Origin of the sequence: Microvirga guangxiensis, from assembly GCF_900102135.1 — a bacterium.
GTDB classification, from domain to species: Bacteria; Pseudomonadota; Alphaproteobacteria; order Rhizobiales; family Beijerinckiaceae; genus Microvirga; species Microvirga guangxiensis.
In genome coordinates this window covers 78,555-104,907 of the sequence record NZ_FMVJ01000015.1, presented here as the reverse complement: position 1 = coordinate 104,907, position 26,353 = coordinate 78,555, and the positions used below count along the sequence as shown (strand labels likewise).

The following is a 26,353-nucleotide window of genomic DNA, read 5'->3' as shown; positions in this document are numbered from 1 at the left end:
CGCGTCTCTGAGGGTTCGTCCCTGATGGCGCCGGAGTGCCGAGGCCGGATGGTGACGAAGCCGCGCGCGGGAGGCGTTGCGCTTTCCGAGCCCGGGCGGGTTTCCCGTCCCGACCCCATCTTCGCGCGCTCCGCCCGAGCCTGCGAAGCCAATGCCTTCCGCGCCATCCCTCGGTCACGACGGATAGCCAGCACCAGCCGGAAGTCACTCGCTCCAAACGGGCGCGAGGAGAAACGTCATGGCCGGAACTCTCAAGACCGAGTTCCGTCTGGCCTTCCCGGCCGAAGGGCCTGAAGAGGCTGTGCAAAGCCGGGATGGTTCGCAGGATGGGCGTTTCCAACTTGCGTTCCCCGTCTGAAACGCCCATATAGCCATTGGGAGGTTGGCGAGGGACGTCTCACTCGCCAACCGGGTCAGGTCCGGAAGGAAGCAGCCCTAACGAGACCGAACGGGTCTTCGTCCAGCCTCCCACCCTAAGTAGCATTTTTGGCGATGTGGACCCGGTTCGACGTCGAAAATGCGACCAGCAAAGAGAGATGCTTCCACGCAGTGGAAACACCTCCAGAGTTTTCCAAAGCCTTGCAGCCCATGGATGATACCACAGCCGGCACGCCCCTGAACGACGAGCCGGCTTTGCCCGGTTTCCCCGCTGCGCCAGCCCCTGCGGCTCAGGCTTCGCCTTACCGTGTCCTTGCCCGCAAATACCGCCCCCGCACCTTCGACGACCTGATCGGTCAGGAGGCGATGGTGCGCACCCTCTCGAATGCCTTCGAGACCGGGCGCATCCCCCAGGCCTGGATGCTCACCGGCGTCCGCGGCGTGGGCAAGACCACCACTGCGCGCATCCTGGCGCGCGGCCTCAACTATCAGAAGCCCGACGGCTCCGGCCAGCCTACCATCCACATGCCGGAACTCGGGGTTCATTGCCAGGCGATCATGGAATCGCGGCACGTGGACGTGCTGGAGATGGACGCCGCGTCCCATACCGGCATCGACGATGTGCGCCAGATCATCGACGGCATCCGCTATTCGCCGGTTTCGGCGCGCTACAAGGTCTACATCATCGACGAGGTTCACATGCTCTCGGAGAAGGCGTTCAACGCCTTCCTGAAGACGCTCGAGGAACCGCCGCCGCATGCGAAGTTCATCTTCGCCACCACCGAAATCCGCAAGGTTCCCGTCACGATCCTGTCCCGCTGCCAGCGCTTCGATCTGCGCCGCATCGAGGCTGACAAGCTCGTCGCCCATCTCGGCCGCATCTGCGAGGCCGAGGGCGTGCAGGCCGATCAGGAAGCGCTCGCGGCGATTGCCCGCGCTGCGGAAGGCTCCGCGCGCGACTCGCTTTCCCTCATGGATCAGGCCATCGCCCACGGCGCGGGCGTGGTCACGCCCGACACCGTGCGCGACATGCTGGGATTGGCCGACCGCACGCAGGTGCTCGACCTATTCGAAGCCGTGATGCGCGGCGACGTGCCCGCTGCTTTCGCAGGCCTTCGTTCGCAATACGACGCAGGCGCCGATCCGGCGGTGATCCTGTCCGATCTCGCTGCCTTCTCGCATGTGGTCACGCGCCTCAAGCTCATTCCCGAAGCGGCGAAGGATCCGGCGCTGTCCGAGATCGAGCGTACGCGCGGCCTCGATTATGCGCAGAAGCTCTCAGTGCGCACGCTCTCTCGCGCCTGGCAGATGCTGTTGAAGGGCATTCCCGAAGTTCAGTCGTCGAACCGTCCGATCTCGGCCGCGGAGATGGTGCTCGTGCGGCTTGCCTATGCCGCCGATCTGCCGACTCCGGACGAGGCGCTGCGTGCGCTGAAGGATGGCGCGCCGTTGCCGGCCGGCGGTCCCGCACCCACACCGTCGCGGCCCACGGGCGGACCGTCGATGTCGGGTAACATGGCGCTTGCGACATCGCAGCCCCAACCGCAGCCGCGTGCTCAACCGACACAGGCGGAGCCGACCATGCGGCTGCGCCGCTTCGAGGATGTTGTGGCGCTCGCGGGCGAGAAGCGCGAGATCGTGCTGAAAGCGGCGCTGGAGCGCGACGTCCGCCTCGTGCGTTTCGAAGAGGGCCACATCGAGTTGAGCCTTGCCGAGTCCGGCAACCGCACCATCGCCAACGATCTGGCGCGGGCGCTCCAGGCATGGACCGGCGAGCGCTGGATGGTGTCGCTGTCCTCCGAGGAGGGCGCTCCCACATTGCGCGCCCAGGCCGAAGCGGCCGAGCGCGAGCGCAAGGAAGGCGCAGCCAGCCATCCGCTCGTGCAGGCTGTTCTCTCCAAATTCCCCGGCGCGCAGATCGTCAACGTGATCGAACGCGCTGAGAAGGCCGGCGAGGATGCCGAGACGGAAATTTTAGGGGAAGCCGATGCGCTGGCCGCGCATGAGGCCGAAGCCGACGACGATCTGTTTTAATTCAAGGATACGGTCATGAAAGACATCATGGGACTGATGAAGCAGGCTCAGGCGATGCAGCAGAAGCTGCAAGATGCTCAGGCCGAGCTGGACACTCTCGAAGTCGAAGGCACTGCCGGCGGCGGTGTCGTTACCGTGAAGGTTTCCGGAAAGGGCAACCTGAAGGCCATCAGCATCGATCCGTCGCTCATGAATCCGGACGAGAAGGAGATCCTCGAGGATCTCATCGTCGCCGCCATGAACGATGCGCGCGGCAAAGCCGACCGCGCAGCGCAGGAGCGCATGGAAAGCCTGACCAAAGGCCTGCCGCTTCCTCCGGGCCTGAAGCTGTTCTGAGAGAGCCCATGGCCCAGCACGTTGCCGGTCCCGAGATCGAGCGCCTGATTCAGCTGCTAGCGCGCCTGCCGGGCCTAGGCCCGCGCTCGGCGCGTCGCGCCGCGCTCCATCTCATCAAGAAGCGCGACACGCTGCTCAATCCGCTGAGCGATGCCATGCGCATCGCCAATGAGCGGATTGTCGTGTGTTCGTCCTGCGGCAACGTGGATACGTCCGACCCCTGCACCATCTGCCGCGATCACAAGCGTGATCCGTCGATCCTCGTGGTGGTGGAGGATGTCTCCGATCTCTGGGCGCTCGAGCGCTCCGGCGCGGTCAGCGCGAAATACCATGTGCTCGGCGGCGTGCTCTCGCCCCTCGACGGGGTGCGTCCCGAGCACCTGAACCTCGACCGTCTCGTCGCGCGCGCGTCCGAGACCGGCGTCACCGAAGTGATCCTCGCGCTCAACGCCACGGTCGACGGACAGACGACGGCCCACTACATCACGGAGCTTCTCGCTCATCTGCCGGTGAAGGTGACGAAACTCGCGCATGGCGTCCCAGTGGGCGGCGAGCTCGATTATCTCGATGAGGGAACGCTCTCCGCAGCCATTCGCCAGCGCACGTCGTTCTGAAACGGCTTCAGGCCGGAAACACGAGACGGCAAGTTGTCCCGCTATTGCTTTCGAGTGTGAAAGTACCATCGAGCTGCGCGGCGAAAGCCCGGATCAATCTCATGCCGAGCGACGATTCGTTTTCCGTCCCGTCCCCGACGCCTCCTCCGTTGTCGCTAACGGATACTTCGATCTGGTCGCCGATGCGTCGTGCAAGCACCTGAATTCGCCCGTGCTGTTCGGGCATGAAAGCATGCTTGAAGGCATTGGTGATCGCCTCGGTGACGGCAAGAGCGAGAGGGGCCGCCCTTTCAAGATCGATGGAGATCGGCTCGGCATCGAGCTCAAGAGCGATGCCCCGCTCATCCGCTCCATAGGTCGATGAAAGCTCTTCGACGAGACGGCTGAGATAGTCCTGTAGATTGATCGTGCCGCCGGTTTCCTTGCGATAGAGAAGATCGTGAATCAGGCCGACGGATTGCAGGCGATCCTGGGTTTCCTGAAATGCAGTTTTCACATTCTGATCCGAAAAGCGCCTCGCCTGCATCTGCAGCAGGCTCGACGTGATCGCCAGGTTGTTTTTCACCCTGTGATGAATTTCCTGAAGCAGAGTGACCTTGTCCTCGAGTGCTTGCGCCAACTCGTCATTGACGGTCCGGAGCTGCTGCTGAGTCTGCTCGGTCTGCCGGCTGAGGCGAATGCCGAGCCATGTGAGCCAGGCGAAGGCAGCCAGGATGATGGCGGAGATCACGGCGCTCCAGTAGAGTCCCTTTGTCCAGGAGGCCAGCGCTGCGCTCATGGGAATGCTGGCCGTTACGGTTACGGGCCAACGCTCCAGCCGACGAAAGGATATGATCCGCGTGATGCCGTCGACAGGATCCTTTTCGCGATAGGTGCCGGCGAGCTGCGACTCTTTCTCGTTGAACAGAGCCGTATGCCCGACGCCGGAATCGATTTGCTCCTGCGTCAGGCCCGTTCGTGCAATCACGCGTCCATCGCGTCCCCAAATGCCCAGGGTCACATGCTCCGTGTCGGCATCAGGTCTGGAGAGGTCCTGAAGGAAGCTGGGTCGCAGCCCGATATGGGCCACCCCATCGAATTCGCCGTTCGTATCGGAGATCTGCTTGGAATACGTATAGAGAAGCTCATGGCTCAGACGCCCGACAATAGCGCCTCCGACATAGGTCTCAGCTCCTGCGCGATGCACCTTGAACCATGTCCTGTCCGCGAAAGACATGGCGCCGCTTACTTGAGCGACTGAACTGGCAACCAATTGACCCTGCCGGTCGACGAGGATGATGATGTGACCTGCCGACGATCGATGCATCACATCGACGAGAAAACCCTGAGCCTCGCTCAGCGCGCCAACGCCACCCTTGGATTGTACATATGCAACCACTTCGCTCAGGAGCAGGTCGCTCGTTTCCAAGGTGCGCTTGGTATACTCCTCCATCAGCAGCGCGAGATCCTGCGTCGCTGCCTCCGCGCGGGCGAGGGCGGTTCGGTACTCGATCCAAAGGAATGCTCCCCGAAGCACCAGCACCGCGAGCGCGAACAGGATCGCCGTCGCGTAGAGAACGCTTCGCATGTCGCGAACGGGAATCATGAGGGGAGGCTCTGTTCCTTTTTCACCTATCGTATTTAGGGCGAGCCAGCCGCTCTGCTAGCCTGTTGCGCGCTTGTGCAGGTGACAGGCTCATATCCCGTTGCTAAGCAGGGCGCGACAACCTTTTGCTCAGAGAGAAACCATGTCCCTGACCGATCTCGCCCGCACCGTCGATGCCGCCTGGGAAGACCGCGCCAATGTCGGCGTCTCTACCCAAGGAGCCGTTCGTGAGGCCGTCGACGAGGCGCTCCAGCTTCTCGATTCCGGCAAGGCTCGTGTGGCCGAGAGACAGGCCAATGGCGAATGGCAGGTTCATCAATGGCTGAAGAAAGCGGTTCTCCTGTCGTTCCGCCTGAACGATATGGGTGTGATCAAGGGCGGCCCGGGCGAGGCGACTTGGTGGGACAAGGTCCCCTCGAAGTTCGATGGCTGGAAGGAGCCTGAGTTCAAGGCGGCAGGCTTCCGTGCTGTTCCGAACTGCACCGTGCGCCGCGGCGCCTATATCGCGCCCGGCGTGGTGCTGATGCCGTCCTTCGTCAACCTTGGCGCCTATGTGGATGAGGGCACCATGGTGGACACCTGGGCCACGGTGGGCTCCTGCGCCCAGATCGGCAAGAACGTGCACTTGTCCGGCGGCGTCGGCATTGGCGGCGTGCTTGAGCCACTGCAGGCCAACCCCACCATCATCGAGGATAACTGCTTCATCGGCGCGCGCTCCGAGGTGGTGGAAGGCGTGATCGTGGGCGAGGGTTCGGTGCTGTCCATGGGCGTGTTCATTTCCGCCTCCACCAAGATCATCGACCGCAACACCGGCGAGGTCTTCGTGGGCCGCGTGCCGCCCTATTCGGTCGTCGTCCCCGGCTCGCTCCCCGGCAAGCCTCTGCCGGATGGCACTCCTGGCCCGTCCCTCTACTGCGCCGTCATCGTCAAGCGCGTGGACGCGCAGACCCGCGCCAAGACTGGCATCAACGAGCTGTTGCGGGATTGATCGATGGACAGCTTGCCCCTTTCCCTTGCCAAGGCGCTCCTCCGTTGCCCCTCCGTGACACCGGAGGAGGGGGGGGCGCTATCCTTCATCGAGAGCGTGTTGAAGGAGGCGGGGTTCGAGGTGCATCGACCGGTCTTTTCCGAGCCCGGTACGCCTGACGTCGAGAATCTCTATGCACGGTACGGGACTGGTAATCCGTACCTGCTCTTTGCAGGCCATACAGATGTGGTTCCCCCTGGCGATTTGAGCCGGTGGCGGCACGAGCCTTTCAGCGGCGAAATCGAGGACGGCGAGCTCTATGGGCGCGGCGCGGTCGACATGAAGGGCGGCATCGCCTGCATGATGGCGGCAGCCCTCGACTTCATCCGCGAGAACCCGGACTTCGATGGCTCCATCGGTTTCCTCATCACAGGCGATGAGGAAGGGCCCGCTGTCAACGGCACGGTCAAGCTGCTCGAATGGGCGAAGGGGCGCGGTGAGCGGTTCGATCATTGCATTCTCGGTGAGCCGACCAATCCCAACCAGCTTGGCGATATGATCAAGATCGGGCGGCGTGGCTCGCTCACAGGCAGGATCGTCGTGGAGGGCAAGCAGGGGCATGTGGCCTACCCGCACCTGGCCGATAACCCGATTCCCGGCATGATGCGTCTGATCGAGGGCCTTCTGCGTGAGCCGCTCGATCATGGCACACACCATTTCGATGCCTCGAATCTCGAAATGACGACAGTGGATGTGGGGAATCCTGCTTCGAATGTGATTCCAGCCGAGGTGCGCGCGACCTTCAACATCCGGTTCAATGACCTCTGGACGCCCGAGAGCCTGGAATCGGAGATCGCCCGCCGCCTGAGCGAGGCCGCCGGCAACAGCGTTCGTTACACGCTGCGGATGGAGCCCACGAACGCAATCGCGTTCCTCACACCGCCCAATGAGTTCGTCGGCTTCATTGCCGATGCCATTGAGGCCGAGACGGGAATCCATCCAAAGCTCTCCACCACGGGCGGCACCTCGGATGCTCGTTTCATCGTGAAGCACTGTCCAGTGGTTGAATTCGGCCTCGTTGGCCAGACCATGCATCAGATCGACGAGCGGGTGGCCATAGCGGACCTCGACCGGCTCGCTGCGATCTATCGCAAAGTGTTGAATACCTACTTCGTGCCATCCCTTAGGGGGTAAGCGCGGCAATATTAAACTAAAGTCTGATCCGGCCGGAACGTTTTCCGACTCATGCCGGTTTCCCGTGAGCACGCACACGCAAGCGAGGCTGCTCATGATCGTCACGGCAGATGAGGTCAATCGTTCGTTCCGAGGAACTCTCGACATGCTCCACAGCAGGAGCGAGGGGCTGAAATCCTTCGATATGAGCGAGAGAGGCTTCTGGCGCTCCTTTGCCGCGATCTGGCTGACGCTGCCCGCCTATATCGTCTCGCTCGCCTTCGAACGCCTGCGCCTCGGTTTGCTGCAGCCAGATCAGCCGCTGCTCGATAATGTCTGGATCGATATCGTGGTTGCCTTGGGGCATGTCGCGAGCTTCGTGGCTCTTCCCCTCGCGATGATCTGGGTCGCGCGGCGCTTCAACCTGACCAAGGCCTACGTACCCTTTGTCATCGTGACGAACTGGATCACGGCCATGGGGCTCCTCGTGCTGTCCGTACCGGCCATGCTTCTGCTGATCGGCTGGGCAACACCATCGCTCGCAGCCATATTCAGCCTGGCCTTCGCCATCATCATCGTGCGGATGCAGTGGTTCGCCACCAAAGCGACGCTCGGTCTTTCCAGCATTCCTGCTCTGGGCGTCGTCCTGCTCGGGATCGTCCTCAATTCCTGCGTGGGCAGCATCACACGGACGATCCTCGGCTAGTCGGGATAATCGACGCCGATCAGGTAGAGCCCTGTCGATGGAGCCATCGGACCGCAGCGGCTGCGCTCGCGCGCCTCGAGCGCCGCGCGGACATCCTCAGCTGACCAGCGACCTGCACCCACACGCTCCAGCGTGCCGGTCATGGAGCGCACCTGATGATGCAGGAACGACCGTGCCGAGGCATAAATTCGGATCTCGTCGCCGATGCGCTCCACATCCAGCCGGTCCAGGGTGCGGATCGGGCTGTTGGCTTGGCATTCCGCTGCCCGGAAGGTGGTGAAGTCATGCTTCCCGATGAGGGTCTGCGCAGCCTCATGCATGGCGGCGGCGTCGAGATGCCATGCCACATGCCATACACGTGAGATGTCCAGTGTCGGTGGAGAACGCCGATTGAGGATGCGATAGACGTAATGACGCTTGATCGCTGAGATGCGTGCGTTGAACGTTTCCGGCACGAGCTGCGCGGAGATAATCGCAACAGGTGCGGGTTTCAGATGTGCGTTGGTGGCGTCTCGAACCGTGTCGGGACGCCATTCTTTCGCCAGATCCACATGCACGACCTGATGTGTCGCATGAACGCCGGAATCCGTGCGGCCTGCGCAATGGATGCGTACCGTCTCGCCGGCAAAGCGCGCGATGGCATCCTCTACCGCCTGCTGCACGGAGAGGCCGTTCGTCTGATGCTGCCAGCCTGTAAAGGGCGTGCCGTCGTATTCTACGACGAGCTTATAGCGGGGCATATCACTTCAATTCTGCGAAGGCGCGGGCATAGGAAACCGGGCCGTGAGCCTCTTTTCCCTTCTCGGACAGAGCAAGGGCTTGGAGATAGGGCCCGTCATAAGGGGTTTTCAGCCGGCTTGCCAGCCTGGGCGTGAAGCCGAAGCGGTTGTAATAATCCGGGTCGCCGAGAACCAAGACCAGATCGTACCCCTCGCTTTTCAGCTGCTCGAGGCTGTGGCGAACGAGAACAGAGCCGACACCTTTTGCCTGAAAGGCTGGCCTGACCGCCAGCGGAGCCAGGGCCGCCCCTTTGATTGTGGGCGTCTCAGGCAGAGCGAGATGTGAGAAGGCGATGTGACCGGCGGGTTTATCCCCATGAGCGATCAAGGAAAGGATGAGATCCCCGTCATCGTGCAGTTGCCGCACAAGCTCGGCTTCGATCAGTTGACCAAAGGCTTCCGCGTAGATGGTGTAGACCGCAGACCAATCGGCCGCTTCCTCCACACGGACATCCATGGATGAACCTCACGAAAAGCGGGCGCCTGGAGCGATCCTCACGCCACGCAGAAACTCGTCGAAGGTGACAGGTCCCTTACCGGCGCGTTGAACCTGAATCAGACGGATAGCCCCATCGCCGCACGATACTGTACCATTGCCGTCGATAAGTGTCCCGGGGGCACCTGAGCCATTTCCCAGCGCCGCCTTCAGAACCTTCACCCGCTCCTCGCCCTTACCGAAATCGGCGGTGAAGAAAGCACCGGGGAAGGGTGACAGGCCGCGGATGTGATCGTGCACGGCCTGCGCCTGCTTCGACCAGTCGATCCGCGCATCCTCGTTCTTCAGCTTGTGGGCGTAAGTGACGCCGTCTTCCGGCTGAGGAGTGAAGCCCAAGCCGCCACGGGAGAGGGCAGCCAGCGCGCGCACCATCAGATCTGCGCCCAGCACCATCAGCCTGTCGTGGAGTTCTCCGGCGTTCATGTCGGGAGCGATCGTCACCTTCTCGACCATGGCGACGGGACCGGTATCGAGGCCCTCTTCCATCTTCATGACGGCGACGCCCGTCTCCTTGTCGCCCGCCATGATGGCGCGCTGAATAGGAGCCGCCCCGCGCCAGCGGGGGAGAAGGGAAGCGTGTAGGTTGAGACAACCGAGTTCAGGCGCCTCTAGTATAGCCTTCGGCAGGATCATGCCATACGCGACGACCACCGCTACATCCGCATCGAGGCTGCGGAATTGCTCCGCCGCCTCTTCGGTACGCAACGTTTTGGGCGTGAAGACCGGGATGCCGAACCGCTCAGCCATCTTGTGAACAGGGGATGGCTTCAGTTCCATGCCGCGCCCGGCAGCGGCCGGCTCGCGTGTATAGACCGCGACGACCTCGTGGCCCTGGCCGACGATTTCCGCAAGCGTCGGCACCGCGAAGTCAGGCGTGCCCATGAAAACGACGCGCAGGCTCATGCTCCGACCTCGCGCTTGGCAGCCTTCTTGAACTTGGTCATCACCCGATCCCGCTTGAGCTTCGAGAGATAGTCGATGAACAGAACGCCATTGAGGTGATCGATCTCATGCTGCACGCAGGTGGCCATGAGCCCATCCGCATCTTGCTCTAAGGTCTCCCCCTGGAGGTTCATGTAGCGGAAGCGCACCCGGTCCGGACGTTCGACCTCCTCATAATATTCGGGGATCGACAGGCAGCCTTCCTCGTAAACCCGCTTCTCCTCGGAAGCCCAAATGACTTCCGGGTTGATCAGCACCATGGGCTGGCGCTCATCCTCGGTCTTGGAAACATCCATGGTCACCATACGGATGGGGACCCCGATCTGGATCGCGGCCAAGCCCACGCCGGGGGCGTCATACATGGTTTCCAGCATGTCCTCGGCCAGCTGGCGGATCTCTTGCGTGATTTCCTTAACGGGCTCGGAAATCAGGCGGAGCTTGGAATCAGGGAGGATGACAAGGGGTCTGATGCTCATGATCGCGGGAGATAAGGGCTTCCAGGAGGATGGTCAAATCGTTCGTGATATGTTCGGATGCTGCCGTCAACCGGAAGCGTGACCATGAACGATATTGTCCTGATCCTCGGCTCCTATGCCCTGACCTGGGGGCATATCGTAATCGGCATGGCGGCCTTGAGCCTTCTTCTCCTGCTTCTCGTCACCGTGCTGCTTTTGAGGACGCGCCGCGAGAAAACCCTCGAGGCTGCGCTCGCGGAGGAACGGGACCGGGAGATGGACGACAAAGTAGCGGAGCTTACCCGCATCCAGGCGGAGATGACCGGACGGATGCAGACCATGGCGGAGGTCTTCGGTTCCCGTCAGAGCGACTTCGTGCGCATGATTTCCGAGCGTATCGATGGGCTCCAGCATCGGGTAGGCCAGGGGCTGGAGGCATCGACGCGTCATCAGAGCGAAAATCTTTCCAAACTTAACGAGCGGCTTGCCGTTATCGATGCGGCCCAGCAGAACCTCAGCAACCTTACCGGCGAACTCGTCGGCCTAAAGGATGTGCTTGCCAACAAGCAGAGCCGAGGCGCCTATGGCCAAGGCCGTATGGAGGCGATCATCCGCGATGGCTTGCCGGCGAATGCTTTCGAGTTCCAGGCGACGCTCTCCAACCGGACGCGTCCCGACTGTCTCGTGCGGCTGCCGGGGGATTCCCGTGGTCTTGTGATCGACGCCAAGTTTCCCTTGGAAGGCTTCACTTCCTTCCGTGAGGCGAAGGGCGACGAAGCGCGCGTTCGGGCTGCTGCGAGAGTGCGCGGCGACATGCTGGTGCATGTGAAGGATATTGCTGAGAAATATCTCATACCCGGCGAAACGCAGGATATCGCCATGCTGTTCGTGCCAGCTGAATCGATTTATGCGGATCTCGCTGAGCATTTCGACGATGTTGTGCAGAAAGCGCATCGCGCCCGCGTCGTCATCGTCTCGCCGTCTCTTCTCACGCTTGCGATCCAAGTCATGCAGGCCCTCGTGCGGGATGCCCGCATCCGCGAGGAGGCTCGTGTAATCCAGGTTGAGGTACAGAAACTTCTCGAAGACGTGAGCCGGCTCGACAGCCGTGTGGCCAAGCTTGATGCGCATTTCCGGCAGGCGCAGGACGACGTTGCCCAGATCCGCGTGTCCACGGAAAAGATCGTCAAACGCAGTGAGCGGATCGAAACCCTCGAGTTTGAGGATGGCGATGCCCAGGCCCGGGCCGAGATGCTGCGGCTTCAAGGGCGGGATCTGCGCATCGTCGAATAGGCTCGGAACCGCCTTTCCCTGACGACGTTCTCCAGGCTCTAGCTGCGCGCCGCGCGGACGCTGGCGCCCGCATCTCGGACGACATCGCAAATCGGGAAGGATTAAGGCTATGGGCCTCCTGTCTAAGGACATCAAGACGCTTGACGATCTCTTCGTTCATACCCTGCAGGACATTTACTACGCCGAGCAGCAGATCACGAAGGCGCTGCCGCAGATGATCGAGAAGGCTTCCGATCCTCAGCTGAAGCAGGCTTTCCAGACGCATCTGGGCGAGACCCAGCAGCAGATCCAGATGGTCGAGCAGGTCTTCCGCATGCACGGCCATGATCCGAAGGGCGTGACCTGCCCGGCCATCGACGGCATCATCGACGAAGCGCAGGAAATCGCCGGCGAGATCGCCGATCCGCAGGTGCTCGATGCTGCGCTTCTCGCCGCTGCTCAGGCTGTGGAGCACTACGAGATCACCCGCTACGGCACGCTCGTCGCCTGGGCCAAGCAGCTCGGCCGCGAGGATTGCGCCGGCGTGCTGCATCAGATTCTCGATCAGGAAAAGTCCACCGATCAGAAGCTCAATCGCATCGCAGAAAGCAAGATCAACACGCAGGCTGCGTAAGATCCTCTGCCTTGGAAAAACGAAATGGCCTCTTTGCGGAGGCCATTTTCATATGTGCGGGAATTTACTTCGCGGGCAGGGCATACTGGCGCAGAAACTCCGCGAGATCGTTGGTGATGTAGTCGATCTCCGGCGTCTTCACCGCTTCCTGCTCGAAGCTCTCGCGGAACGGATCTACCGTCTTCGGCACGATCAGTGTCGTGGTCATGCCGAGTTCGTGCGGCACAGTCAGGTTTTTGGCGATGTCCTCGAACATGGCCGAGCGCGCCGGCTCAACCCCATGCCTCTCGAGAAAGCTCTCATAGGCACGACGCTCAGGCTTCGGCACGAAATTCGACGCGGCGATATCGAACACATCTTCGAAGTGATCGAGAATACCGATCTTGCGGGCTACGTTCTCCGCATGCTTGCGCGACCCGTTCGTCAGGATCAGCTTGCGGCCCGGCAGCTGCTCGATGGCTTGGCCGAGGCTGGCATTGAGCTCGATATCGGTGTGATCGATGTCGTGCGCGAAATCGAGGAAGTCGTGCGGATCGATGCCGTACTCATCGACCAGCGCTTTCAGAGTCGTTCCGTATTTATGGTAGAAATACTTCTGCAGCGCCTTGGATGAGAGGCCATCCAGCCCGAACAGATCCGAAACGTAGAGCGTGATGCGCTCATCGATCTGGGGCCAAACTCGTGATGTGTGCGGATAGAGCGTATTGTCCAGGTCGAAAACCCACGTGTCTACATGAGAGAAAACGCGGGATTCGGGTGACGAGACGTGGTTTTCCAGAGGCGGTTTAGCGTTCATGGGTCCTAGAGACGGCAATGGGGCCGTGCGGCCCCACTGACTTCAATATAGTGATTGAGCGGCCTGCCGGGAAGGGGAGGTCTCAACCCCGGCGGATCAGGGTGCCGGCGCCGTGGTCCGTAAAGAGCTCCAGCAGCACCGCGTGAGGCACCTTGCCGTCCAGGATGACCACCGCCTCGACGCCCTTCTCCAGGGCATAGATGCAGGTCTCGATCTTCGGGATCATGCCATCGGTGATGGTGCCGTCGGCGATCAGGCGGCGGCAATCCTCGATGGTCATCTCGGGGATCAGGTTCTTGTTCTTGTCCAGGACGCCCGGAACGTCCGTCAGGAGCAGGAGGCGCTTGGCCGTCATCGCGCCGGCGATGGCGCCGGCGAAGGTGTCGGCGTTGACGTTGTAGGTCTGGCCATCCTGACCGATCGCCACGGGGGCAAGAACCGGAATCAGCTCGGCGCTGAGCACCTGGTCCAGAACCTCGCGGTTCACCTTTTCAGGCTCACCCACGAATCCGAGGTCCACCACCTTCTCGATGTTGGAATCGGGGTCCACGGCCGTGCGGGTCGCCTTGCGGGCGATCACCATGTTGCCGTCCTTGCCCGAAAGGCCCACGGCCTTGCCGCCTTCGGTGCCGATCCAGCCGACGATCTGCTTGTTGATGGAGCCTGCCAGCACCATCTCCACGACCTCGACCGTAGCCTGGTCCGTAACGCGAAGCCCACCCTTGAACTCGGACTTGATCCCGAGCTTTTCCAGCATCTTGCCGATCTGAGGCCCGCCGCCATGGACGACGATGGGCTTGATCCCCGACTGCTCGAGCAGCACCACGTCCTCGGCGAAATCCTCGGCCGCCGCGCGGTCGCCCATGGCATGGCCGCCGTATTTAATGACCACGACCTGCTGGTCGTAGCGCTGCATGTGCGGCAGGGCCTGCACGAGCACCTCGGCCTGCACATGAACGTCAGGGAGCTGGTTGGGATCGGACATAGGCGGCTCCAGCGGGTGGAAAGAGGACGAAACGGCCTGCGTTCTAGCTGAAGCACAGGCTCATGCAAGCAAGGACTTCAGCTTCGAAGGCGAAGGAGGGCGGATACAGCGACCAGAACCCAGCCGAGCATGAGCAAAATCCCACCCATTGGGGCGGCTCTCGGGAAGAGCGCGACCCCGGCGAAGGCTCGGCGGGAGAGGTCGCCGCAGAACAGGACGAGACCCAAGATCAGCACATAGCCTGCCGTCTGCGCGAGAGCCGGATGGACGGCTCCTGCTGCGATCAGGGCCGCTAAGGCGAGAAGTCCGGGAGCATGAAACAGCAGGAATTGTGCGGCGGTGGTGAGATTGCCGCCGGTGATGTGAGCGGCGGCGGCCGAGAGACCGACACCCAGAGCGCCGGAAAGGCCCGCCAGAGCGATCAGCAAACCGGTGGCTGGGCTCATAGAGCGCCTCGCTCGCTCAACAATCTCGCAATCCCGGCGCGCAGCTCGGGAATGCCGTGGCCCGACCGGCTCGATGTATGTAGGATTTCCGGGAAGGCCGCGGCACGCTTGGCGATCTTCTGCTGGGTGTCGGCGATGCACTTTTCCAGCTCGCCTTTTTTGAGCTCGTCGGCCTTGGTCAGCACGATCTGGTAGGAAACGGCGGCAGTACCCAGGGTTTCGAAGACGCCTTCATCCACCGGCTTGATGCCATGGCGGGCATCGATCAGCACGTAGACGCGGGCAAGGCTCGCGCGACCGCGCAGATAATCGTGGATCAGCTGCGTCCAGGCATGCACCTTCTCCTTGTCCACGGCGGCGTAGCCGTAGCCCGGCATGTCCACGAGGTGGAAGCGGTTGCCGATGTTGAAGAAGTTGAGCTGCTGTGTGCGGCCCGGCGTATGCGAGGTCCGCGCCAGGGTATTGCGGCCGGTCAGAGCGTTGACGAGGCTGGACTTGCCCACGTTCGAGCGCCCGGCAAAGGCGATCTCCACCTTCTCCATGGGCGGGAGCCCCTTGAGGGAATTCGCGGCCCAGATGAAATCCGCTTCGCCCGCAAAGAGCTTGCGGCCGATTTCAAGGAAGGGGTCGGTGTCGGGTGCTGTATCGGTCATGCAGTCCTTATCGCCGCTCTATGCGGGCTGTTCAAGGCCACGACGATGTCTGCGATGAAATGATGAGGCGGTGGGATGAATATCAAAGAGCAAGCGGGAGTGACCTCGCGAGCGTTTGCTCCGAGGTTTGGGGTCGAGGGAGGGCGCGAGGAGGCGTCCGGCTCGTGTGTCTAGTGTGTGAAGAACCCGACGGCTCCTCGCGCACGGTTTGTTTAGGCGGACATCGCATCTTGCAGCGATGGGCCTCCCGTCACAGGCGTGCGAGGCCTGCACAGGACCGTTCCGGCTCCCCTCATTCACGACGCCTCGCGAGCGCGCCCCCTCCTGGAGCCGGATGCCCACAGCTATAGCCCAGCTTAGGACAACAGTCAAGAACAAAGTAAGAACATAACATCCGCTGCCGTGCTTGGATGAGGCGCGTGTTTCCCTCCCCCTTGCGGGGAGGGGCAGGGGTGGGGGTCGATCGACCAGGTAAGACCTCAAACCAGTGAAGCTGTGATCTCCTATCCCGGTGGGGGAGGTCGAGCGCTGTCTGGAGAGGGCGGTCCCTCACCCCTGCCCCTCTCCCACCCAGGAGAGGGGGAAGGCTGTAGGGCTGTCGTGCGTTCTGGATGCCTACTGCGCTCCGACTATCCGCCCCCCAACCTAGTCCCTCCCCGCAAGGGGGCAGCGAACCGCGCATTGCAGCGGGCTTTGATGGGCCGGTTTGGATTTCCCCGCGCAACCGTTATGGTCCCATCCGAATCCCACAAGGGCGAGCAGGAAGCATGACGAAGGCGATCTTGGGCATTATCGGCGGCTCGGGTGTTTATGACCTGCCGGGAATCGAGGATGTGCGCGAGACGCGCATCGATTCTCCCTGGGGCGAGCCCTCCGACGTGCTGCGCATGGGCCGCATCGGTGAGACTGAAGTGGCCTTTCTTCCCCGTCATGGCCGCGGCCATCGCCTCTCGCCGTCCGACATCAATTACCGCGCCAACATCGACGTGATGAAGCGGGCAGGGGTGACCGACCTCATCTCCGTCTCCGCCTGCGGCTCCTTCCGGCAGGAGTATCATCCCGGCTTCTTCGTGCTGGTGGATCAGTATGTGGACCGCACTCACAAGCGCGAGAACTCGTTCTTCGGCAAAGGCTGCGTGGCGCATGTGCCCATGGCGCATCCCGTCGGTCCCTTGCTCCAGAAGAGGATCGCCAGCGCGGCTGAGGCGGAGGGCATCCCGTTTGCGGTCGGCGGCACGCTGGTGTGCATCGAGGGGCCGCAATTCTCGACCTATGCCGAGTCCATCACCTACAAGGAGCTGGGCTACGACGTGATCGGCATGACGGCAATGCCCGAGGCCAAGCTCGCCCGCGAGGCGGAAATCACCTACGCGACCATCGCCATGGTGACCGATTACGATTGCTGGCATCCCGAGCACGACGATGTGGATGTGGCGTCCGTGGTGGCGGTGGCTCATCAGAATGCCACGAAGGTGGCGCGCCTTGTCGCCCGCATCGCCCGCGATTTTCCGGCAGAGCACGAGCCATGCCCTGTGCGCTCCGACCGGGCGCTCGAGGGCGCCATCATGACGGCCTCTTCCGCGCGCGATCCTGAGCTCTTGAAAAAGCTCGATGCCGTCGCGGGCCGTGTGCTACACCCCGCTTGAACCATTATTCACGGCAGGTAATCCATGGACCAGCGCCTCCTCACCGATCTGAAAGCAGCGATCCGCTCGATCCCGGATTATCCGAAGCCCGGCATCGTGTTTCGCGACATCACGACCCTGCTCGGCGATGCGCGCGCTTTCCGCCGCTCGGTGGATGAGCTTGTGCATCCCTTCGCCGGCGGACGCGTGGACAAGGTGGCCGGCATCGAGGCGCGCGGCTTCATCCTCGGCGGCGCCATCGCGCATCAGCTCTCGTCCGGCTTCGTGCCGATCCGCAAGAAGGGCAAGCTGCCGCACGAGACCGTGCGCATTGCCTATTCGCTGGAATATGGCGTGGACGAAATGGAGATCCACACGGATGCCATCGGCCAGGGCGAGCGCGTGATCCTGGTGGACGATCTCATCGCCACCGGCGGCACGGCGGTCGCCGCAACGCAGCTGCTGCGCCAGATGGGCGCGAACATCGTGGCGGCCTGCTTCATCATCGACCTGCCCGATCTCGGCGGCGCACAGAAGCTGCGCGATCTCGGCGTCGAAGTGCGCAGCCTCGTGAGCTTCGAGGGGCATTGAAGTTCGCCGAAAGTGAGTCCTCATCCTGAGGAGCCGCTGCAAGCGGCGTCTCGAAGGAGGCTCCAGTGCGCTCTGAAACATCCTTCGAGACGCCCGCTCCGCAGGCTCCTCAGGATGAGGGCAGAGGGTTGTGGCGCCGGCTTGGGAGCTGAAGAGAAAAGGCTCATGTCATGACGGCTGATCGCATCCTGGGAGCCTTGGATTTTCTGCGTGAAGCGGAAAAGCTGAAATGCACCCTTCGGAGCGGCTTCACATCGGACGGACGGCCCGAGAGCACGGCCGAGCATACATGGCGCCTTTGCCTGATGGCGCTCGTCTTCGCAGACGAGTTCGAGGGCATCGATCATTTACGTTTCATCAAGCTCTGCATCGTCCATGATCTCGGCGAGGCGCTGAGCGGCGATATTCCTGCCGTCATGCAGACGGAAGGTTCCGGCAAGTCCGCTCAGGAAAGGGCGGATCTTGAAGTGCTCACGCGAGCGCTGCATCCTGAAAAGCGCGCTGAAATTCTCACGCTCTGGGAGGAATACGAAGCGGCGCAAACACCGGAAGCCGTGCTCGCCAAGGGCCTCGACAAGTTGGAGACCATTCTCCAGCACAATCAAGGCAAGAACCCTGCCGATTTCGATTACGCGTTCAATCTCGGATATGGGCAGAGACAGACGTCAGCTCATCCGCTGCTCGCGCAGATCCGCACCATTCTCGACGAGGAGACGCGCGCGAGGGCTGACCAGGCGCGCCGTTAACGCCGCCGCTCCCAGAACACCATGCCCTCGAAGCAGAACACTTCCTCGCCGTGCTGGTTGATGCCGCTGTTGTGGTGGAACACCAGTCCCCAGCCGGGCCGCGAGTTCGACACGCGCTTCGCCGTCACGGTGGTGCGATAGGTGATGGTGTCGCCCGCATAGACGGGCTTGAGCCATTTCAGATTCGTGAAGCCGGGGGAGGGGCCGAGCCGCGCCGGGCGCGCGCCGCGAGCAAGCGCCGTCTCGCGGATGCGGTTGCGATAGCCGACCATCTGTTTCATCCAGACGCTCGCCGTGTGCCACCCGGACGCGCAGAGCGCGCCGAACAGGCTGTCCTTCGCGGCCTCCGCATCCACATGGAAACGCTGCGGATCGAATTGTCTGGCGAATGTGATGATGTCGTCCGCCTCGAACCTGTAGGAGCCCAGCACCTCCGTCTCGCCGATCACGAGATCCTCGAAATAGGGATTGGAGGAGATATGCGGCAGCTCCCGCTCCGGCGTGCGATCCGGCATCGCAGAGGCGGCGGCAGCGAGGACGTTCGGTCCGGTGCCTTTCACCGGCTCCGCATCGCGGCGGCCGAACATGATCCAGTTCTTCTGCGTGAAGACGACCTCGTCGGCCTGATTGAGCATCTCGAACTGGAAGCGCACGAGACCGATGGAGGGGCGGCTCTTCGAAGGGCGGCTTTCCAAGATCGTCATGCGCGAGCGCAACGTGTCGCCGGGCCTCACGGGCTTCAGCCACTTCACCTCCTCGATGCCGGGTGAGCCCATGGAGGTGGAATGGAGGATCACATCGTCCGCAAGGAGGCGCATGTTGAGGGAGCACGTGTGCCAACCCGAGGCGATGAGCGTCCCGATGAAGCTGTCCTTGGCGGCTACCTCATCCACGTGGAAGGGCTGCGCGTCGTATTCCTGCGCGAAGGCGAGGAGCGCTTCCTTCGTGACGGTGTAGGGGCCGAGCATCTGCGTGGAGCCGGGCGTGAAGTCTTCAAAGGCGTAACGGGGCATGGCTCGATCTATGCGGTTCAAAGCGCTTCGCGTCAGTTCAGCCGCTCAGGGGCTGAATTGTCCAGCTGCGTTGTGCGCCAGTCGGATCGGTTCGGGCAAGCGATACTTTGGAGAGCACCGCATCACGAGTTCTGCAGCGGTGGGAATATCGGCCAGATGCCCGGGCGAGATGAACATCGGGTTCTTCGCGGTGCGCGTGCGCAGGGCAACCCCGATGGTTTCCTTCCTGTCGACGAGAGGGGCTGCAGATCCTTTCTCCTCGCCGAGGTCCTTGTAGCGCCCGCACAGCAGGGTCTTGCCGCAGCCGATGGTGGGGCGCTGCAGCCACAGGCCCATATGACTGGCGATGCCGATGCGGCGCGGATGCGCGATGCCCATGCCGTCGAACAGGAACACGTCGGGCTCGGATTTGAGCTTCTCGAAGGCCTCTTCCAGTACAGGCCCTTCCCGGAAGCTCAAGAGTCCCGGGACATAGGGAAACGGCGTCGGCCGCTGCGCGAGCACCGTCTCCACCGGCAGGAAGCCCGGATAGGTCACCACGACGATGGCAGCCTGCGACTGCTCGTTCTTCACGCTCACATCGACGCCTGCCACGAGCTTGACCGCATCGAGATCGATGGGCCGGTCGGACACGACCTCCCGTCGCAACTCCTGCTGGAGCGCGATGGCTTCGGAAGGGGAGAGGTCCCAGGAGTGGCGGTGGATCAATTGCATGGAGGATGGTTGAGCTTGGGCATTCGGAAGCTAACGCCCAGGGCGCGGGAACGATCCCATTCCTCCATGCGCCCGGTTCAACTCAGGAATGAACCGGATGGTTTCCGGCCACAACAGGGTGCATATAGCCTTCGAGAAACCGCATCGGGAGACACCCTTTGGCTCAGCACGCTCCTGCAGGCCGCAGCATTCCCATCATCACCCCTGCCGAAGGCGTGACGGAAGAAATGATTCGTGAGCTTGTCGTCACGTTCTACGACCGTGTGCTGAAGGACCCGGAACTCGGCCCCATCTTTCATCAAAAACTCTCAGGCCGGTGGAGCGAGCATCTGGCGATCATGGTGGATTTCTGGTCCTCGATCGCCCTGAGAACGGCGCGTTACAGTGGCAAGCCGCAGGCGGCTCATTTCGGTCTCGATCTCACGGCTGAGCTGTTCGCGCGCTGGCTCGGTCTTTTCGAGAGCACGGCGCGCGAGATTTTCGAGCCGGATGTGGCGGAGTTCTTCATCCTCCGCGCGCAGCGCATCGCGGAGAGCCTGCAGATCGGGCTCGGCATCGGCCCGAAGGCTCTGCGCTTGCCTTGAGAGCTTAACGCTCCCACCACTCCAGCTTGTCGTCGGCGCTTTTCGGCAGCAGGGACGAAATCGCGATCATGGCGAGGCCGCAGGCAACAAGTACGGCGACAAAAAATTCGGCCGTTCCAAGGCCGGGGGCAACAAGCGTGGTCATGGCGTTCTCTAAAATGTCCGGCATGGGTCCTATCTCCATGCGGATCAGCAAAGCAGATTTGTCCTGAACGCACCGAAAAGCATGCGTTCAGGATTCCGACAGATAGATGAATAGTTACGTGTTGAAGCGGAAGTGCATCACATCGCCGTCCTGGACGAGGTATTCCTTGCCCTCAAGGCGCAGCTTGCCCGCATCGCGCGCACCGGCTTCGCCCTTCAGCGACACGTAATCCGCGTATGCGATGGTTTCGGCGCGGATGAAGCCCTTCTCGAAATCCGTATGGATCACGCCGGCGGCGCCGGGAGCCTTGGTGCCCTTGGTGATCGTCCAGGCGCGGGCTTCCTTCGGGCCGACGGTGAAGTAGGTGATGAGGCCGAGCAGCTCGTAGCCCGCGCGGATCACGCGGTTGAGGCCGGGCTCCTCAAGGCCCACGGCCTCGAGATATTCCTTCTGCTCCTCGGGCGGCAGGACGGCGATCTCGCTCTCGATCTTGGCCGAGACGACCACAGCCTTGGCGCCTTCTTCCTTGGCGCGATCGAAGACCTTGGCGGAGAAAGCGTTGCCATTGTCGGCGGAGGATTCCTCCACGTTGCACACGTACAGAACGGGCTTGGAGGAGAGGAGGCCCAGCATCTGGAACAGGCGCTCTTCCTCCGGCTTGCGCTCCACCATGCGGGCGGGCTTGCCGTCGCGCAGCAGGGGCAGGCAGCGATTGACGAGGTCGAGGGTTTCCTTGGCTTCCTTGTCGTTGCCCTTGGCCTTCTTCTCGAGCGCGGTGACGCGCTTCTCGAGGCTGTCGAGATCGGCGAGCATCAGCTCGGTCTCGATGGTCTCGATATCGGCGATGGGGTCGATCTTGCCTTCGACATGGGTGATGTCCGTGTCCTCGAAGCAGCGCACCACGTGAGCGATGGCATCGACTTCGCGGATGTTGGCGAGGAACTGGTTGCCGAGGCCTTCGCCCTTGGACGCGCCGCGCACGAGGCCCGCGATGTCCACGAAGGTGAGGCGGGTCGGGATGATCTGCGCCGAGCCAGCGATGCCCGCAAGCTGATCGAGACGGCTGTCCGGCACGGCCACGTCGCCCACGTTGGGCTCAATGGTGCAGAACGGATAGTTCGCAGCCTGCGCCGCAGCGGTCTGCGTCAGCGCATTGAAGAGGGTGGACTTGCCCACGTTCGGCAGGCCGACGATGCCCATCTTGAAGCCCATGGCCTCACTCCTTGGTTTGGTTGGCCTTTTCTCCGGGCCGTTTCACGTCCGTCCAGCCTCTCGCCTCCATGGCGAGGTGGACCTTGTTCTGGAAGCTGCCGTCCTCACCCTTGGCGAGGAGGGCCGCGTTGTCCGCGATGATGCGGCAGAGGTCTTCGACCCAGGGCTCTTCCGACTTCGCGAAATCGCCCAGCACATGGCTCTGCACGAGCGGCTTGAGGCCGGGATGACCGATGCCGAGACGCACGCGGCGATAATCGTTGCCGCAATGGGCGGAGATCGAGCGCAGACCGTTATGGCCCGCATTGCCACCGCCGATCTTCACGCGCAGCTTGGCCGGCGGCAGATCGAGCTCGTCATAGAAAACCGTCACGTCGGCTAGCGGGATCTTGAAGAAGTTCTGCGCTTCTCCCACCGACTGGCCGGACAGGTTCATGAAGGTCTGCGGCTTGAGGATCAACACCTTCTCGCCGCCGATGATCGCATCGGCAGCTTCGCCCTGAAAGCGCTTGCGCCACGGGCCCGCGTTGTGCACGCGCGCAATCTCGTCCACGGCCATGAAACCGATATTGTGGCGGTTTCTGGCATAGCGGGAGCCGGGATTACCAAGGCCGACGAAAAGGCGCATCGCAAGGTATTCTCATAATGAAACGCTCCGGCCTTGCGGTCGGAGCGTTGAAGCCGGTCAATGGGCTTGAGCGCCCGATGAGGCCGATGATCAGGCAGCAGTGCCTTCAGCGGCAGCCGGAGCGGCTTCCTCTTCCTTCAGGCCGGTCGGGGCCACGATGGTGACGAGGGTAGCGTTTTCCGTTGCGGTCGCCTTGGCGCCCTTCGGCAGCTTGATGTCGTTCAGGTGGATCGTGGAGCCGATATCGAGACCCTCGACCGAAGCCTCGATGAAGTCCGGGATCGCGTCGGGCGAAACCGCGAGTTCAATCGAGTGCTCGACGATCTGTACCGTGCCGCCGCGCTTGACGCCCGGGCTCTTCTCCTGGCCGACCACGTGCAGCGGAACCACGACTTTGATGGTCTGGCCCTTGGAGACGCGCAGGAAGTCGATATGGACCGGGAAGTCGCGCACCGGGTCGAGCTGGTAATCGCGCGGAATGACGCGAACCGACTTGCCGTCCACGTCGATGTCGAAGATCGTGGTCAGGAAGTGGCCGGCGAAGATCAGCTGCTTCGTCTGGTTGAAGTCGAGAGAGATCGCCTGGGCGGGCTGACCGGCGCCGTAGATGACGGCAGGAACTTGGCCTTGGCGACGAACGGCCCGGGCGGCCCCCTTGCCGCTCCGGTCGCGCGCCACGGCCTTGATTTGCTTAATTTCGCTCATGGTCGTGGTCCTTAAAATGGGAGTTAAAAACCGATGGCCGCCGTAAGGCGGCCATGAGGTCCGCGCCCGTGCCTCCAAGGGTGTCGAGCGGGCGCGAGGCGGCTTATAGGGGAAAGTGCCTGAGAATGCAAGAAAGCGGCATGAAGGATCTAACAGAGATCACGCCTGCCTGAGATGCCTGCTCGTCAGACTTTGCCCTCATCCTGAGGAGGTCGCGCAAGCGACCGTCTCGAAGGAGGATCCAGTGGTCTCTGGAGGCGCCTCGCCCTTCGAGACGGACCTTGCGGTCCTCCTCAGGGTGAGGCTTCGGTTGCCTTTAGTCGAACAGGCTCGACACCGAGCTTTCCGTCGCCGTGCGGCCGATGGCCTCGCCCATGAGGGGAGCGATCGAGATGACGCGGATGTTGTGGGCCACCTTCACGGCTTCCGTCGGCATGATGGAATCGGTGATGACCAGTTCCTTCAGGCGGGAGCTTGCGATGCGGGCCACCGCGCCGCCGGAGAGGACGCCGTGGGTGATATAGGCGAAAACCTCCTTCGCGCCCTGCGCGAGGAGGGCGTCGGCGGCGTTCACCAGGGTGCCGCCCGAATCCACGATGTCGTCGACCAGGATGCAGGAGCGGCCATCCACGTCGCCGATGATGTTCATGACCTCGGACTCGCCCGGGCGCTCGCGGCGCTTGTCCACGATGGCGAGCTGGGCGTCGATGCGCTTGGCCAGTGCGCGGGCGCGCACCACGCCGCCCACGTCGGGCGAGACGACCATGCGGTTGCCGCCGTCGAGGCGTTCCTTGATGTCGCGGGCCAGCGTCGGGGCGGCGAAGAGGTTGTCGGTCGGGATGTCGAAGAAGCCCTGGATCTGGCCTGCATGGAGGTCCAGCGTCAGCACCCGGTCGACGCCCGCATGTGCGATGAGGTTCGCGACCAGCTTGGCCGAGATCGGCGTGCGGGCGGCGGGCTTCCGATCCTGGCGGGCATAGCCGAAATAGGGGATCACCGCCGTGATGCGGCGGGCCGAAGCGCGGCGCAGGGCATCGGTGATGATCAGGAGTTCCATCAGGTGGTCGTTCGTGGGGAACGAGGTCGACTGGATGATGAAGACATCCTCGCCGCGCACATTCTCCTGGATTTCCACGAACACTTCCATGTCCGCGAAACGCTTCACCTGCGCCTTGGCAAGCGGAACGTTAAGGTAGGCGGCGATGGCCTCGGCCAGGGGACGGTTGGAATTTCCCGCAACGAGCTTCATGCAAGCAACTTTGAGCTTTGAGTGACCTGTTGAGCCCGCTGCGCATCTTGCGACCGTTGCGCGGCCAGGCGCAAGGCTCTTAGCAGCGATATCAAACCGTCACAATACGAGTCGTGCTGAAGAAGTGCCGCATTATCGAAGTGCGGCCATGCGGTCACTGCAGGGCCACGGCGTTTTCGTCGTCCATGATTTCGGCCGTCTGGACGGATTTCGAGGCGCTCAGGAACTCGGCGATCTCATCCATGCTCGACTGGGCGAGCTTGCCGAGGGTTTCCTTGTCGATGGCCGAAATCGAGCCGGAGGCCAGCGTGACGGCACGGGAGCCCTCGAGCCGCTTGGCGCGGCGCTTCTGAGCATCGAACACGTCCCAGACATAGGAGACCTTGGTCTCTCCATCCTCGGCTGTTGCCGTGGAGAGATAGCCGCGAACCCGGTAGCGGGCCGGGGCGCTGGTGCCGACAAGATCGACCTTCCGGTCGGAAGCGGCGTTCGTCAGCTCGCTGAGAAGGGCGGTCTGAACCGGGGCAGGAGCCCCGTCGATGCTCTCGACGGCCACCGGAACGCCCTCAGGCGAGCCGCTCATAAGGGAGCCTTGGCAGGCGCCCAAAGCCATCGTGATCGCCAATGCGGCAAGCCGCCCCCCGTGTCTCGTCCCGGCCATGAAGGCTCCCGTTCTTCTTCCCGATTAATGTTACATTAACCGTAGCGGGAGCCTCCGTCCAGATCAGCCACGCTTGCGGAGCTGGACGATGAGGGCATCGAGGGCGAGGGCGATCAGGCCCGCGGCCAGGCCCCAGAAGGCGGAGCCGATTCCGTAAAGGGTGATTCCCGAAGCCGTGACCGCCAGCGTCAGCACGGCGGGAAAGCGTTGCGTATCATCGGAAAGCGCCGAGCCGAGGGCCCCGGCGAAGGCTCCCATGAGGGCAAGGCCCGCGACGGTCTTGATGAGTTCCGGCGGTAGGGCGGCGATCAGGCCGATGAGGGCGGCGCTGAAGGCGGCGAAGGTAAGGTAGCTCAGGGTGTAGAACGGCCCGACCATCCAGCGCTTGCCGGGATCGGGATGGGTGTCCGGCCCCGTGCAGATGGCCGCCGAAATGGCTGCGAGATTGCTGGTATGGGCCCCGAACAGGCCGGTCACCATGGAGGCGAGGCCCGTCACGGCGAGAATCGGGCGGGTCGGCGGGGTATAGCCGGAGGCCCGAAGGACCGCGAAGCCCGGCAGGTTCTGGGACGCCATGGTCACCAGAAAGAGTGGCAATCCGAGGCCGAGGAGGGCGGCAGGTTCCCAGGAGGGGGCGATGAAGGTCAGGGACGAGATGCTGAAATCCGAGGAGAGGGGGCGGGCAAGACCGCCGCCGAAGGCGATTCCTAAGCCCACGAACAGGACCGCCAGCACCGCCAGCGCCGGGTTGAACAGCCTGACCACCAGAAACAGCCCGACCAGGGGCAGGACGAGCCCCGGCGCCGCTTGGGCGCTCGCGAAAACCGCCATCACGAACTGGATCAGGACGCCCGCGAGCATGGCGGCGGCAATCGAGGTCGGGATCCTCTCGATCAGGCGGCCGAACGGCTTGACGAAAGCCGCCAGCACGATGAGCAGGCCGGTCATCAGGAAGCATCCAACGGCTGCCTGGATCGAGATGCCGCTGGAGGCAGCGATCAGCGCCGCGCCCGGCGTCGACCAGGCGGTCACCACGGGCATGCGATAACGGACGCTCAAGTACCCGCTCGTGGCTGCCATGGACAGGCACAGGGCCGCGACCCAGGACGTGGTCTGCGCCGCATCCGCGCCCACGGCCTGAGCCGCCGCGATGATGATGGCAATCGTGCTGCCGAAGCCCACAAGGGCCGCGACGACGGCTGATGTGACGATCGACAGGCGCATGACCG

At 62.7% G+C, this 26,353-nt stretch carries 30 protein-coding genes and 1 other RNA gene; 13 read left to right on the top strand and 18 right to left on the bottom strand.

Annotation, left to right across the window (positions count from 1 at the left end; translation table 11 throughout):
- Nucleotides 1–376 precede the first annotated feature (376 nt).
- The 4 genes from ffs to recR all read left to right on the top strand — a co-directional run bounded on the left by ffs (nucleotide 377) and on the right by recR (nucleotide 3,362).
- Nucleotides 377–473: signal recognition particle sRNA small type (gene ffs, locus BLP10_RS20245), an RNA gene on the top strand.
- Between the two features lie 115 nt (nucleotides 474–588).
- On the top strand, nucleotides 589–2,412 hold the full coding sequence (locus BLP10_RS20240) for a DNA polymerase III subunit gamma/tau (protein ID WP_091138773.1): 1,824 nt from the start codon (nucleotides 589–591) through the stop codon (nucleotides 2,410–2,412).
- 15 nt (nucleotides 2,413–2,427) lie between these two features.
- Nucleotides 2,428–2,748: a YbaB/EbfC family nucleoid-associated protein gene (locus tag BLP10_RS20235; protein ID WP_091138772.1), complete on the top strand. Its 321-nt coding sequence runs from the start codon at nucleotides 2,428–2,430 to the stop codon at nucleotides 2,746–2,748.
- Nucleotides 2,749–2,756: 8 nt separating this feature from the next.
- Nucleotides 2,757–3,362 (top strand): recombination mediator RecR, encoded by a 606-nt coding sequence (gene recR / locus BLP10_RS20230; RefSeq protein WP_091138771.1) that lies wholly within the window; start codon nucleotides 2,757–2,759, stop codon nucleotides 3,360–3,362.
- 7 nt (nucleotides 3,363–3,369) lie between these two features.
- Here the strand turns inward: recR and BLP10_RS20225 are convergent, their stop codons facing one another.
- On the bottom strand, nucleotides 3,370–4,947 hold the full coding sequence (locus BLP10_RS20225) for a sensor histidine kinase (protein ID WP_091138764.1): 1,578 nt from the start codon (nucleotides 4,945–4,947) through the stop codon (nucleotides 3,370–3,372).
- Between the two features lie 142 nt (nucleotides 4,948–5,089).
- Here BLP10_RS20225 and dapD point away from each other — a divergent pair, with 142 nt between their 5' ends.
- The 3 genes from dapD (at nucleotide 5,090) to BLP10_RS20210 (ending at nucleotide 7,793) form a co-directional block, all read left to right on the top strand.
- Nucleotides 5,090–5,935 carry a 2,3,4,5-tetrahydropyridine-2,6-dicarboxylate N-succinyltransferase gene (dapD, locus tag BLP10_RS20220; RefSeq protein WP_091138761.1) on the top strand — a complete coding sequence of 282 codons (846 nt, stop codon included), beginning with the start codon at nucleotides 5,090–5,092 and terminating at the stop codon, nucleotides 5,933–5,935.
- Between the two features lie 3 nt (nucleotides 5,936–5,938).
- Nucleotides 5,939–7,108, top strand: a complete 1,170-nt coding sequence (gene dapE / locus BLP10_RS20215) for a succinyl-diaminopimelate desuccinylase (RefSeq protein WP_091138759.1) — start codon at nucleotides 5,939–5,941, stop codon at nucleotides 7,106–7,108.
- A gap of 94 nt (nucleotides 7,109–7,202) precedes the next feature.
- Nucleotides 7,203–7,793 carry a hypothetical protein gene (locus BLP10_RS20210; protein ID WP_091138757.1) on the top strand — a complete coding sequence of 197 codons (591 nt, stop codon included), beginning with the start codon at nucleotides 7,203–7,205 and terminating at the stop codon, nucleotides 7,791–7,793.
- Here the strand turns inward: BLP10_RS20210 and truA are convergent.
- The 4 genes from truA to def are packed head-to-tail and all read right to left on the bottom strand — an operon-like array spanning nucleotide 7,790 to nucleotide 10,486.
- Nucleotides 7,790–8,533 (bottom strand): tRNA pseudouridine(38-40) synthase TruA, encoded by a 744-nt coding sequence (truA, locus tag BLP10_RS20205; protein WP_091138756.1) that lies wholly within the window; start codon nucleotides 8,531–8,533, stop codon nucleotides 7,790–7,792. The two genes, BLP10_RS20210 and truA, sit on opposite strands and share 4 nt — an antisense overlap.
- Before the next feature lies 1 nt (nucleotide 8,534).
- A complete protein-coding gene (locus BLP10_RS20200; RefSeq protein ID WP_091138755.1) occupies nucleotides 8,535–9,029 on the bottom strand; it encodes a GNAT family N-acetyltransferase in 495 nt (164 codons plus the stop codon).
- Between the two features lie 9 nt (nucleotides 9,030–9,038).
- Nucleotides 9,039–9,971, bottom strand: a complete 933-nt coding sequence (gene fmt, locus BLP10_RS20195; RefSeq protein WP_091138754.1) for a methionyl-tRNA formyltransferase — start codon at nucleotides 9,969–9,971, stop codon at nucleotides 9,039–9,041.
- Nucleotides 9,968–10,486 carry a peptide deformylase gene (gene def / locus BLP10_RS20190; protein ID WP_091138753.1) on the bottom strand — a complete coding sequence of 173 codons (519 nt, stop codon included), beginning with the start codon at nucleotides 10,484–10,486 and terminating at the stop codon, nucleotides 9,968–9,970. Before def ends, fmt begins: the two co-directional genes overlap by 4 nt.
- An 84-nt stretch (nucleotides 10,487–10,570) precedes the next feature.
- Here def and BLP10_RS20185 point away from each other — a divergent pair, with 84 nt between their 5' ends.
- Both BLP10_RS20185 and BLP10_RS20180 read left to right on the top strand, forming a co-directional pair.
- Nucleotides 10,571–11,758, top strand: coding sequence for a DNA recombination protein RmuC (locus tag BLP10_RS20185; protein ID WP_091138794.1), 1,188 nt, complete (start codon nucleotides 10,571–10,573; stop codon nucleotides 11,756–11,758).
- A gap of 109 nt (nucleotides 11,759–11,867) precedes the next feature.
- The gene (locus tag BLP10_RS20180; protein ID WP_091138752.1) at nucleotides 11,868–12,371 is read left to right on the top strand and encodes a YciE/YciF ferroxidase family protein; all 504 of its coding nucleotides are present in this window, start codon (nucleotides 11,868–11,870) and stop codon (nucleotides 12,369–12,371) included.
- Nucleotides 12,372–12,435: 64 nt separating this feature from the next.
- Here the strand turns inward: BLP10_RS20180 and BLP10_RS20175 are convergent, their stop codons facing one another.
- The 4 genes from BLP10_RS20175 to yihA form a co-directional block, all read right to left on the bottom strand.
- Nucleotides 12,436–13,167, bottom strand: coding sequence for a pyrimidine 5'-nucleotidase (locus BLP10_RS20175; protein WP_091138749.1), 732 nt, complete (start codon nucleotides 13,165–13,167; stop codon nucleotides 12,436–12,438).
- Between the two features lie 82 nt (nucleotides 13,168–13,249).
- A complete protein-coding gene (gene argB, locus BLP10_RS20170) occupies nucleotides 13,250–14,152 on the bottom strand; it encodes an acetylglutamate kinase (protein WP_091138747.1) in 903 nt (300 codons plus the stop codon).
- A 77-nt stretch (nucleotides 14,153–14,229) separates the two neighbouring features.
- Nucleotides 14,230–14,598, bottom strand: coding sequence for a DUF423 domain-containing protein (locus BLP10_RS20165; RefSeq protein WP_091138744.1), 369 nt, complete (start codon nucleotides 14,596–14,598; stop codon nucleotides 14,230–14,232).
- Nucleotides 14,595–15,251, bottom strand: a complete 657-nt coding sequence (yihA, locus tag BLP10_RS20160) for a ribosome biogenesis GTP-binding protein YihA/YsxC (protein WP_091138741.1) — start codon at nucleotides 15,249–15,251, stop codon at nucleotides 14,595–14,597. The genes BLP10_RS20165 and yihA overlap by 4 nt, the downstream gene beginning before the upstream one ends.
- A gap of 767 nt (nucleotides 15,252–16,018) precedes the next feature.
- Here yihA and BLP10_RS20155 point away from each other — a divergent pair.
- From BLP10_RS20155 to BLP10_RS20145, 3 genes are all read left to right on the top strand, one after another.
- Nucleotides 16,019–16,897: an S-methyl-5'-thioadenosine phosphorylase gene (locus BLP10_RS20155; RefSeq protein ID WP_091138738.1), complete on the top strand. Its 879-nt coding sequence runs from the start codon at nucleotides 16,019–16,021 to the stop codon at nucleotides 16,895–16,897.
- Nucleotides 16,898–16,921: 24 nt separating this feature from the next.
- On the top strand, nucleotides 16,922–17,467 hold the full coding sequence (locus tag BLP10_RS20150; protein ID WP_091138735.1) for an adenine phosphoribosyltransferase: 546 nt from the start codon (nucleotides 16,922–16,924) through the stop codon (nucleotides 17,465–17,467).
- A 170-nt stretch (nucleotides 17,468–17,637) separates the two neighbouring features.
- Nucleotides 17,638–18,213 carry an HD domain-containing protein gene (locus BLP10_RS20145; RefSeq protein WP_091138733.1) on the top strand — a complete coding sequence of 192 codons (576 nt, stop codon included), beginning with the start codon at nucleotides 17,638–17,640 and terminating at the stop codon, nucleotides 18,211–18,213.
- On the opposite strand, the gene BLP10_RS20140 is transcribed toward BLP10_RS20145, so the two are convergent.
- Both BLP10_RS20140 and nfi read right to left on the bottom strand, forming a co-directional pair.
- The gene (locus tag BLP10_RS20140; protein WP_091138730.1) at nucleotides 18,210–19,226 is read right to left on the bottom strand and encodes a MaoC family dehydratase; all 1,017 of its coding nucleotides are present in this window, start codon (nucleotides 19,224–19,226) and stop codon (nucleotides 18,210–18,212) included. The genes BLP10_RS20145 and BLP10_RS20140 overlap by 4 nt on opposite strands.
- A gap of 45 nt (nucleotides 19,227–19,271) precedes the next feature.
- On the bottom strand, nucleotides 19,272–19,940 hold the full coding sequence (nfi, locus tag BLP10_RS20135; RefSeq protein WP_091138728.1) for a deoxyribonuclease V: 669 nt from the start codon (nucleotides 19,938–19,940) through the stop codon (nucleotides 19,272–19,274).
- A 158-nt stretch (nucleotides 19,941–20,098) separates the two neighbouring features.
- On the opposite strand from nfi, the gene BLP10_RS20130 reads away from it, so the two are divergent.
- Nucleotides 20,099–20,524 (top strand): group III truncated hemoglobin, encoded by a 426-nt coding sequence (locus tag BLP10_RS20130; protein WP_091138726.1) that lies wholly within the window; start codon nucleotides 20,099–20,101, stop codon nucleotides 20,522–20,524.
- A 4-nt stretch (nucleotides 20,525–20,528) separates the two neighbouring features.
- Here BLP10_RS20130 and BLP10_RS23290 read toward each other — a convergent pair whose 3' ends face one another.
- From BLP10_RS23290 to BLP10_RS20095, 7 genes are all read right to left on the bottom strand, one after another.
- Entirely contained in the window at nucleotides 20,529–20,693 is a 165-nt protein-coding gene (locus BLP10_RS23290) for a hypothetical protein (RefSeq protein WP_175493986.1), read from the bottom strand.
- Nucleotides 20,694–20,783: 90 nt separating this feature from the next.
- A complete protein-coding gene (gene ychF / locus BLP10_RS20120) occupies nucleotides 20,784–21,881 on the bottom strand; it encodes a redox-regulated ATPase YchF (protein ID WP_091138719.1) in 1,098 nt (365 codons plus the stop codon).
- A 4-nt stretch (nucleotides 21,882–21,885) separates the two neighbouring features.
- Complete coding sequence (gene pth / locus BLP10_RS20115; protein WP_091138716.1) at nucleotides 21,886–22,509, bottom strand: aminoacyl-tRNA hydrolase; 624 nt, start codon at nucleotides 22,507–22,509, stop codon at nucleotides 21,886–21,888.
- 90 nt (nucleotides 22,510–22,599) lie between these two features.
- Nucleotides 22,600–23,214 (bottom strand): 50S ribosomal protein L25/general stress protein Ctc, encoded by a 615-nt coding sequence (locus tag BLP10_RS20110; protein WP_091138714.1) that lies wholly within the window; start codon nucleotides 23,212–23,214, stop codon nucleotides 22,600–22,602.
- A gap of 316 nt (nucleotides 23,215–23,530) precedes the next feature.
- On the bottom strand, nucleotides 23,531–24,463 hold the full coding sequence (locus BLP10_RS20105) for a ribose-phosphate pyrophosphokinase (RefSeq protein WP_091138711.1): 933 nt from the start codon (nucleotides 24,461–24,463) through the stop codon (nucleotides 23,531–23,533).
- 154 nt (nucleotides 24,464–24,617) lie between these two features.
- Nucleotides 24,618–25,124, bottom strand: coding sequence for a hypothetical protein (locus BLP10_RS20100; RefSeq protein ID WP_139165551.1), 507 nt, complete (start codon nucleotides 25,122–25,124; stop codon nucleotides 24,618–24,620).
- 63 nt (nucleotides 25,125–25,187) lie between these two features.
- The gene (locus tag BLP10_RS20095) at nucleotides 25,188–26,348 is read right to left on the bottom strand and encodes a benzoate/H(+) symporter BenE family transporter (protein WP_091138706.1); all 1,161 of its coding nucleotides are present in this window, start codon (nucleotides 26,346–26,348) and stop codon (nucleotides 25,188–25,190) included.
- Nucleotides 26,349–26,353 lie beyond the last annotated feature (5 nt).

Coding starts and splice junctions, on each gene's coding strand:
- BLP10_RS20155 (WP_091138738.1), top strand. CDS start 16,019: ATGACGAAGGCGATCTTGGGCATTATCGGCGGCTCGGGTGTTTATGAC.
- BLP10_RS20200 (WP_091138755.1), bottom strand. CDS start 9,029: ATGGATGTCCGTGTGGAGGAAGCGGCCGATTGGTCTGCGGTCTACACC.
- BLP10_RS20225 (WP_091138764.1), bottom strand. CDS start 4,947: ATGATTCCCGTTCGCGACATGCGAAGCGTTCTCTACGCGACGGCGATC.
- argB (WP_091138747.1), bottom strand. CDS start 14,152: ATGTCCGATCCCAACCAGCTCCCTGACGTTCATGTGCAGGCCGAGGTG.
- pth (WP_091138716.1), bottom strand. CDS start 22,509: ATGCGCCTTTTCGTCGGCCTTGGTAATCCCGGCTCCCGCTATGCCAGA.
- dapD (WP_091138761.1), top strand. CDS start 5,090: ATGTCCCTGACCGATCTCGCCCGCACCGTCGATGCCGCCTGGGAAGAC.
- BLP10_RS20105 (WP_091138711.1), bottom strand. CDS start 24,463: ATGAAGCTCGTTGCGGGAAATTCCAACCGTCCCCTGGCCGAGGCCATC.
- truA (WP_091138756.1), bottom strand. CDS start 8,533: ATGCCCCGCTATAAGCTCGTCGTAGAATACGACGGCACGCCCTTTACA.
- BLP10_RS20185 (WP_091138794.1), top strand. CDS start 10,571: ATGAACGATATTGTCCTGATCCTCGGCTCCTATGCCCTGACCTGGGGG.
- dapE (WP_091138759.1), top strand. CDS start 5,939: ATGGACAGCTTGCCCCTTTCCCTTGCCAAGGCGCTCCTCCGTTGCCCC.
- BLP10_RS20140 (WP_091138730.1), bottom strand. CDS start 19,226: ATGCCCCGTTACGCCTTTGAAGACTTCACGCCCGGCTCCACGCAGATG.
- BLP10_RS20100 (WP_139165551.1), bottom strand. CDS start 25,124: ATGGCCGGGACGAGACACGGGGGGCGGCTTGCCGCATTGGCGATCACG.
- yihA (WP_091138741.1), bottom strand. CDS start 15,251: ATGACCGATACAGCACCCGACACCGACCCCTTCCTTGAAATCGGCCGC.
- BLP10_RS20235 (WP_091138772.1), top strand. CDS start 2,428: ATGAAAGACATCATGGGACTGATGAAGCAGGCTCAGGCGATGCAGCAG.
- nfi (WP_091138728.1), bottom strand. CDS start 19,940: ATGCAATTGATCCACCGCCACTCCTGGGACCTCTCCCCTTCCGAAGCC.
- BLP10_RS23290 (WP_175493986.1), bottom strand. CDS start 20,693: ATGCCGGACATTTTAGAGAACGCCATGACCACGCTTGTTGCCCCCGGC.
- BLP10_RS20210 (WP_091138757.1), top strand. CDS start 7,203: ATGATCGTCACGGCAGATGAGGTCAATCGTTCGTTCCGAGGAACTCTC.
- fmt (WP_091138754.1), bottom strand. CDS start 9,971: ATGAGCCTGCGCGTCGTTTTCATGGGCACGCCTGACTTCGCGGTGCCG.
- BLP10_RS20165 (WP_091138744.1), bottom strand. CDS start 14,598: ATGAGCCCAGCCACCGGTTTGCTGATCGCTCTGGCGGGCCTTTCCGGC.
- BLP10_RS20110 (WP_091138714.1), bottom strand. CDS start 23,214: ATGAGCGAAATTAAGCAAATCAAGGCCGTGGCGCGCGACCGGAGCGGC.
- BLP10_RS20240 (WP_091138773.1), top strand. CDS start 589: ATGGATGATACCACAGCCGGCACGCCCCTGAACGACGAGCCGGCTTTG.
- BLP10_RS20175 (WP_091138749.1), bottom strand. CDS start 13,167: ATGAACGCTAAACCGCCTCTGGAAAACCACGTCTCGTCACCCGAATCC.
- BLP10_RS20145 (WP_091138733.1), top strand. CDS start 17,638: ATGACGGCTGATCGCATCCTGGGAGCCTTGGATTTTCTGCGTGAAGCG.
- BLP10_RS20180 (WP_091138752.1), top strand. CDS start 11,868: ATGGGCCTCCTGTCTAAGGACATCAAGACGCTTGACGATCTCTTCGTT.
- BLP10_RS20095 (WP_091138706.1), bottom strand. CDS start 26,348: ATGCGCCTGTCGATCGTCACATCAGCCGTCGTCGCGGCCCTTGTGGGC.
- recR (WP_091138771.1), top strand. CDS start 2,757: ATGGCCCAGCACGTTGCCGGTCCCGAGATCGAGCGCCTGATTCAGCTG.
- def (WP_091138753.1), bottom strand. CDS start 10,486: ATGAGCATCAGACCCCTTGTCATCCTCCCTGATTCCAAGCTCCGCCTG.
- ychF (WP_091138719.1), bottom strand. CDS start 21,881: ATGGGCTTCAAGATGGGCATCGTCGGCCTGCCGAACGTGGGCAAGTCC.
- BLP10_RS20150 (WP_091138735.1), top strand. CDS start 16,922: ATGGACCAGCGCCTCCTCACCGATCTGAAAGCAGCGATCCGCTCGATC.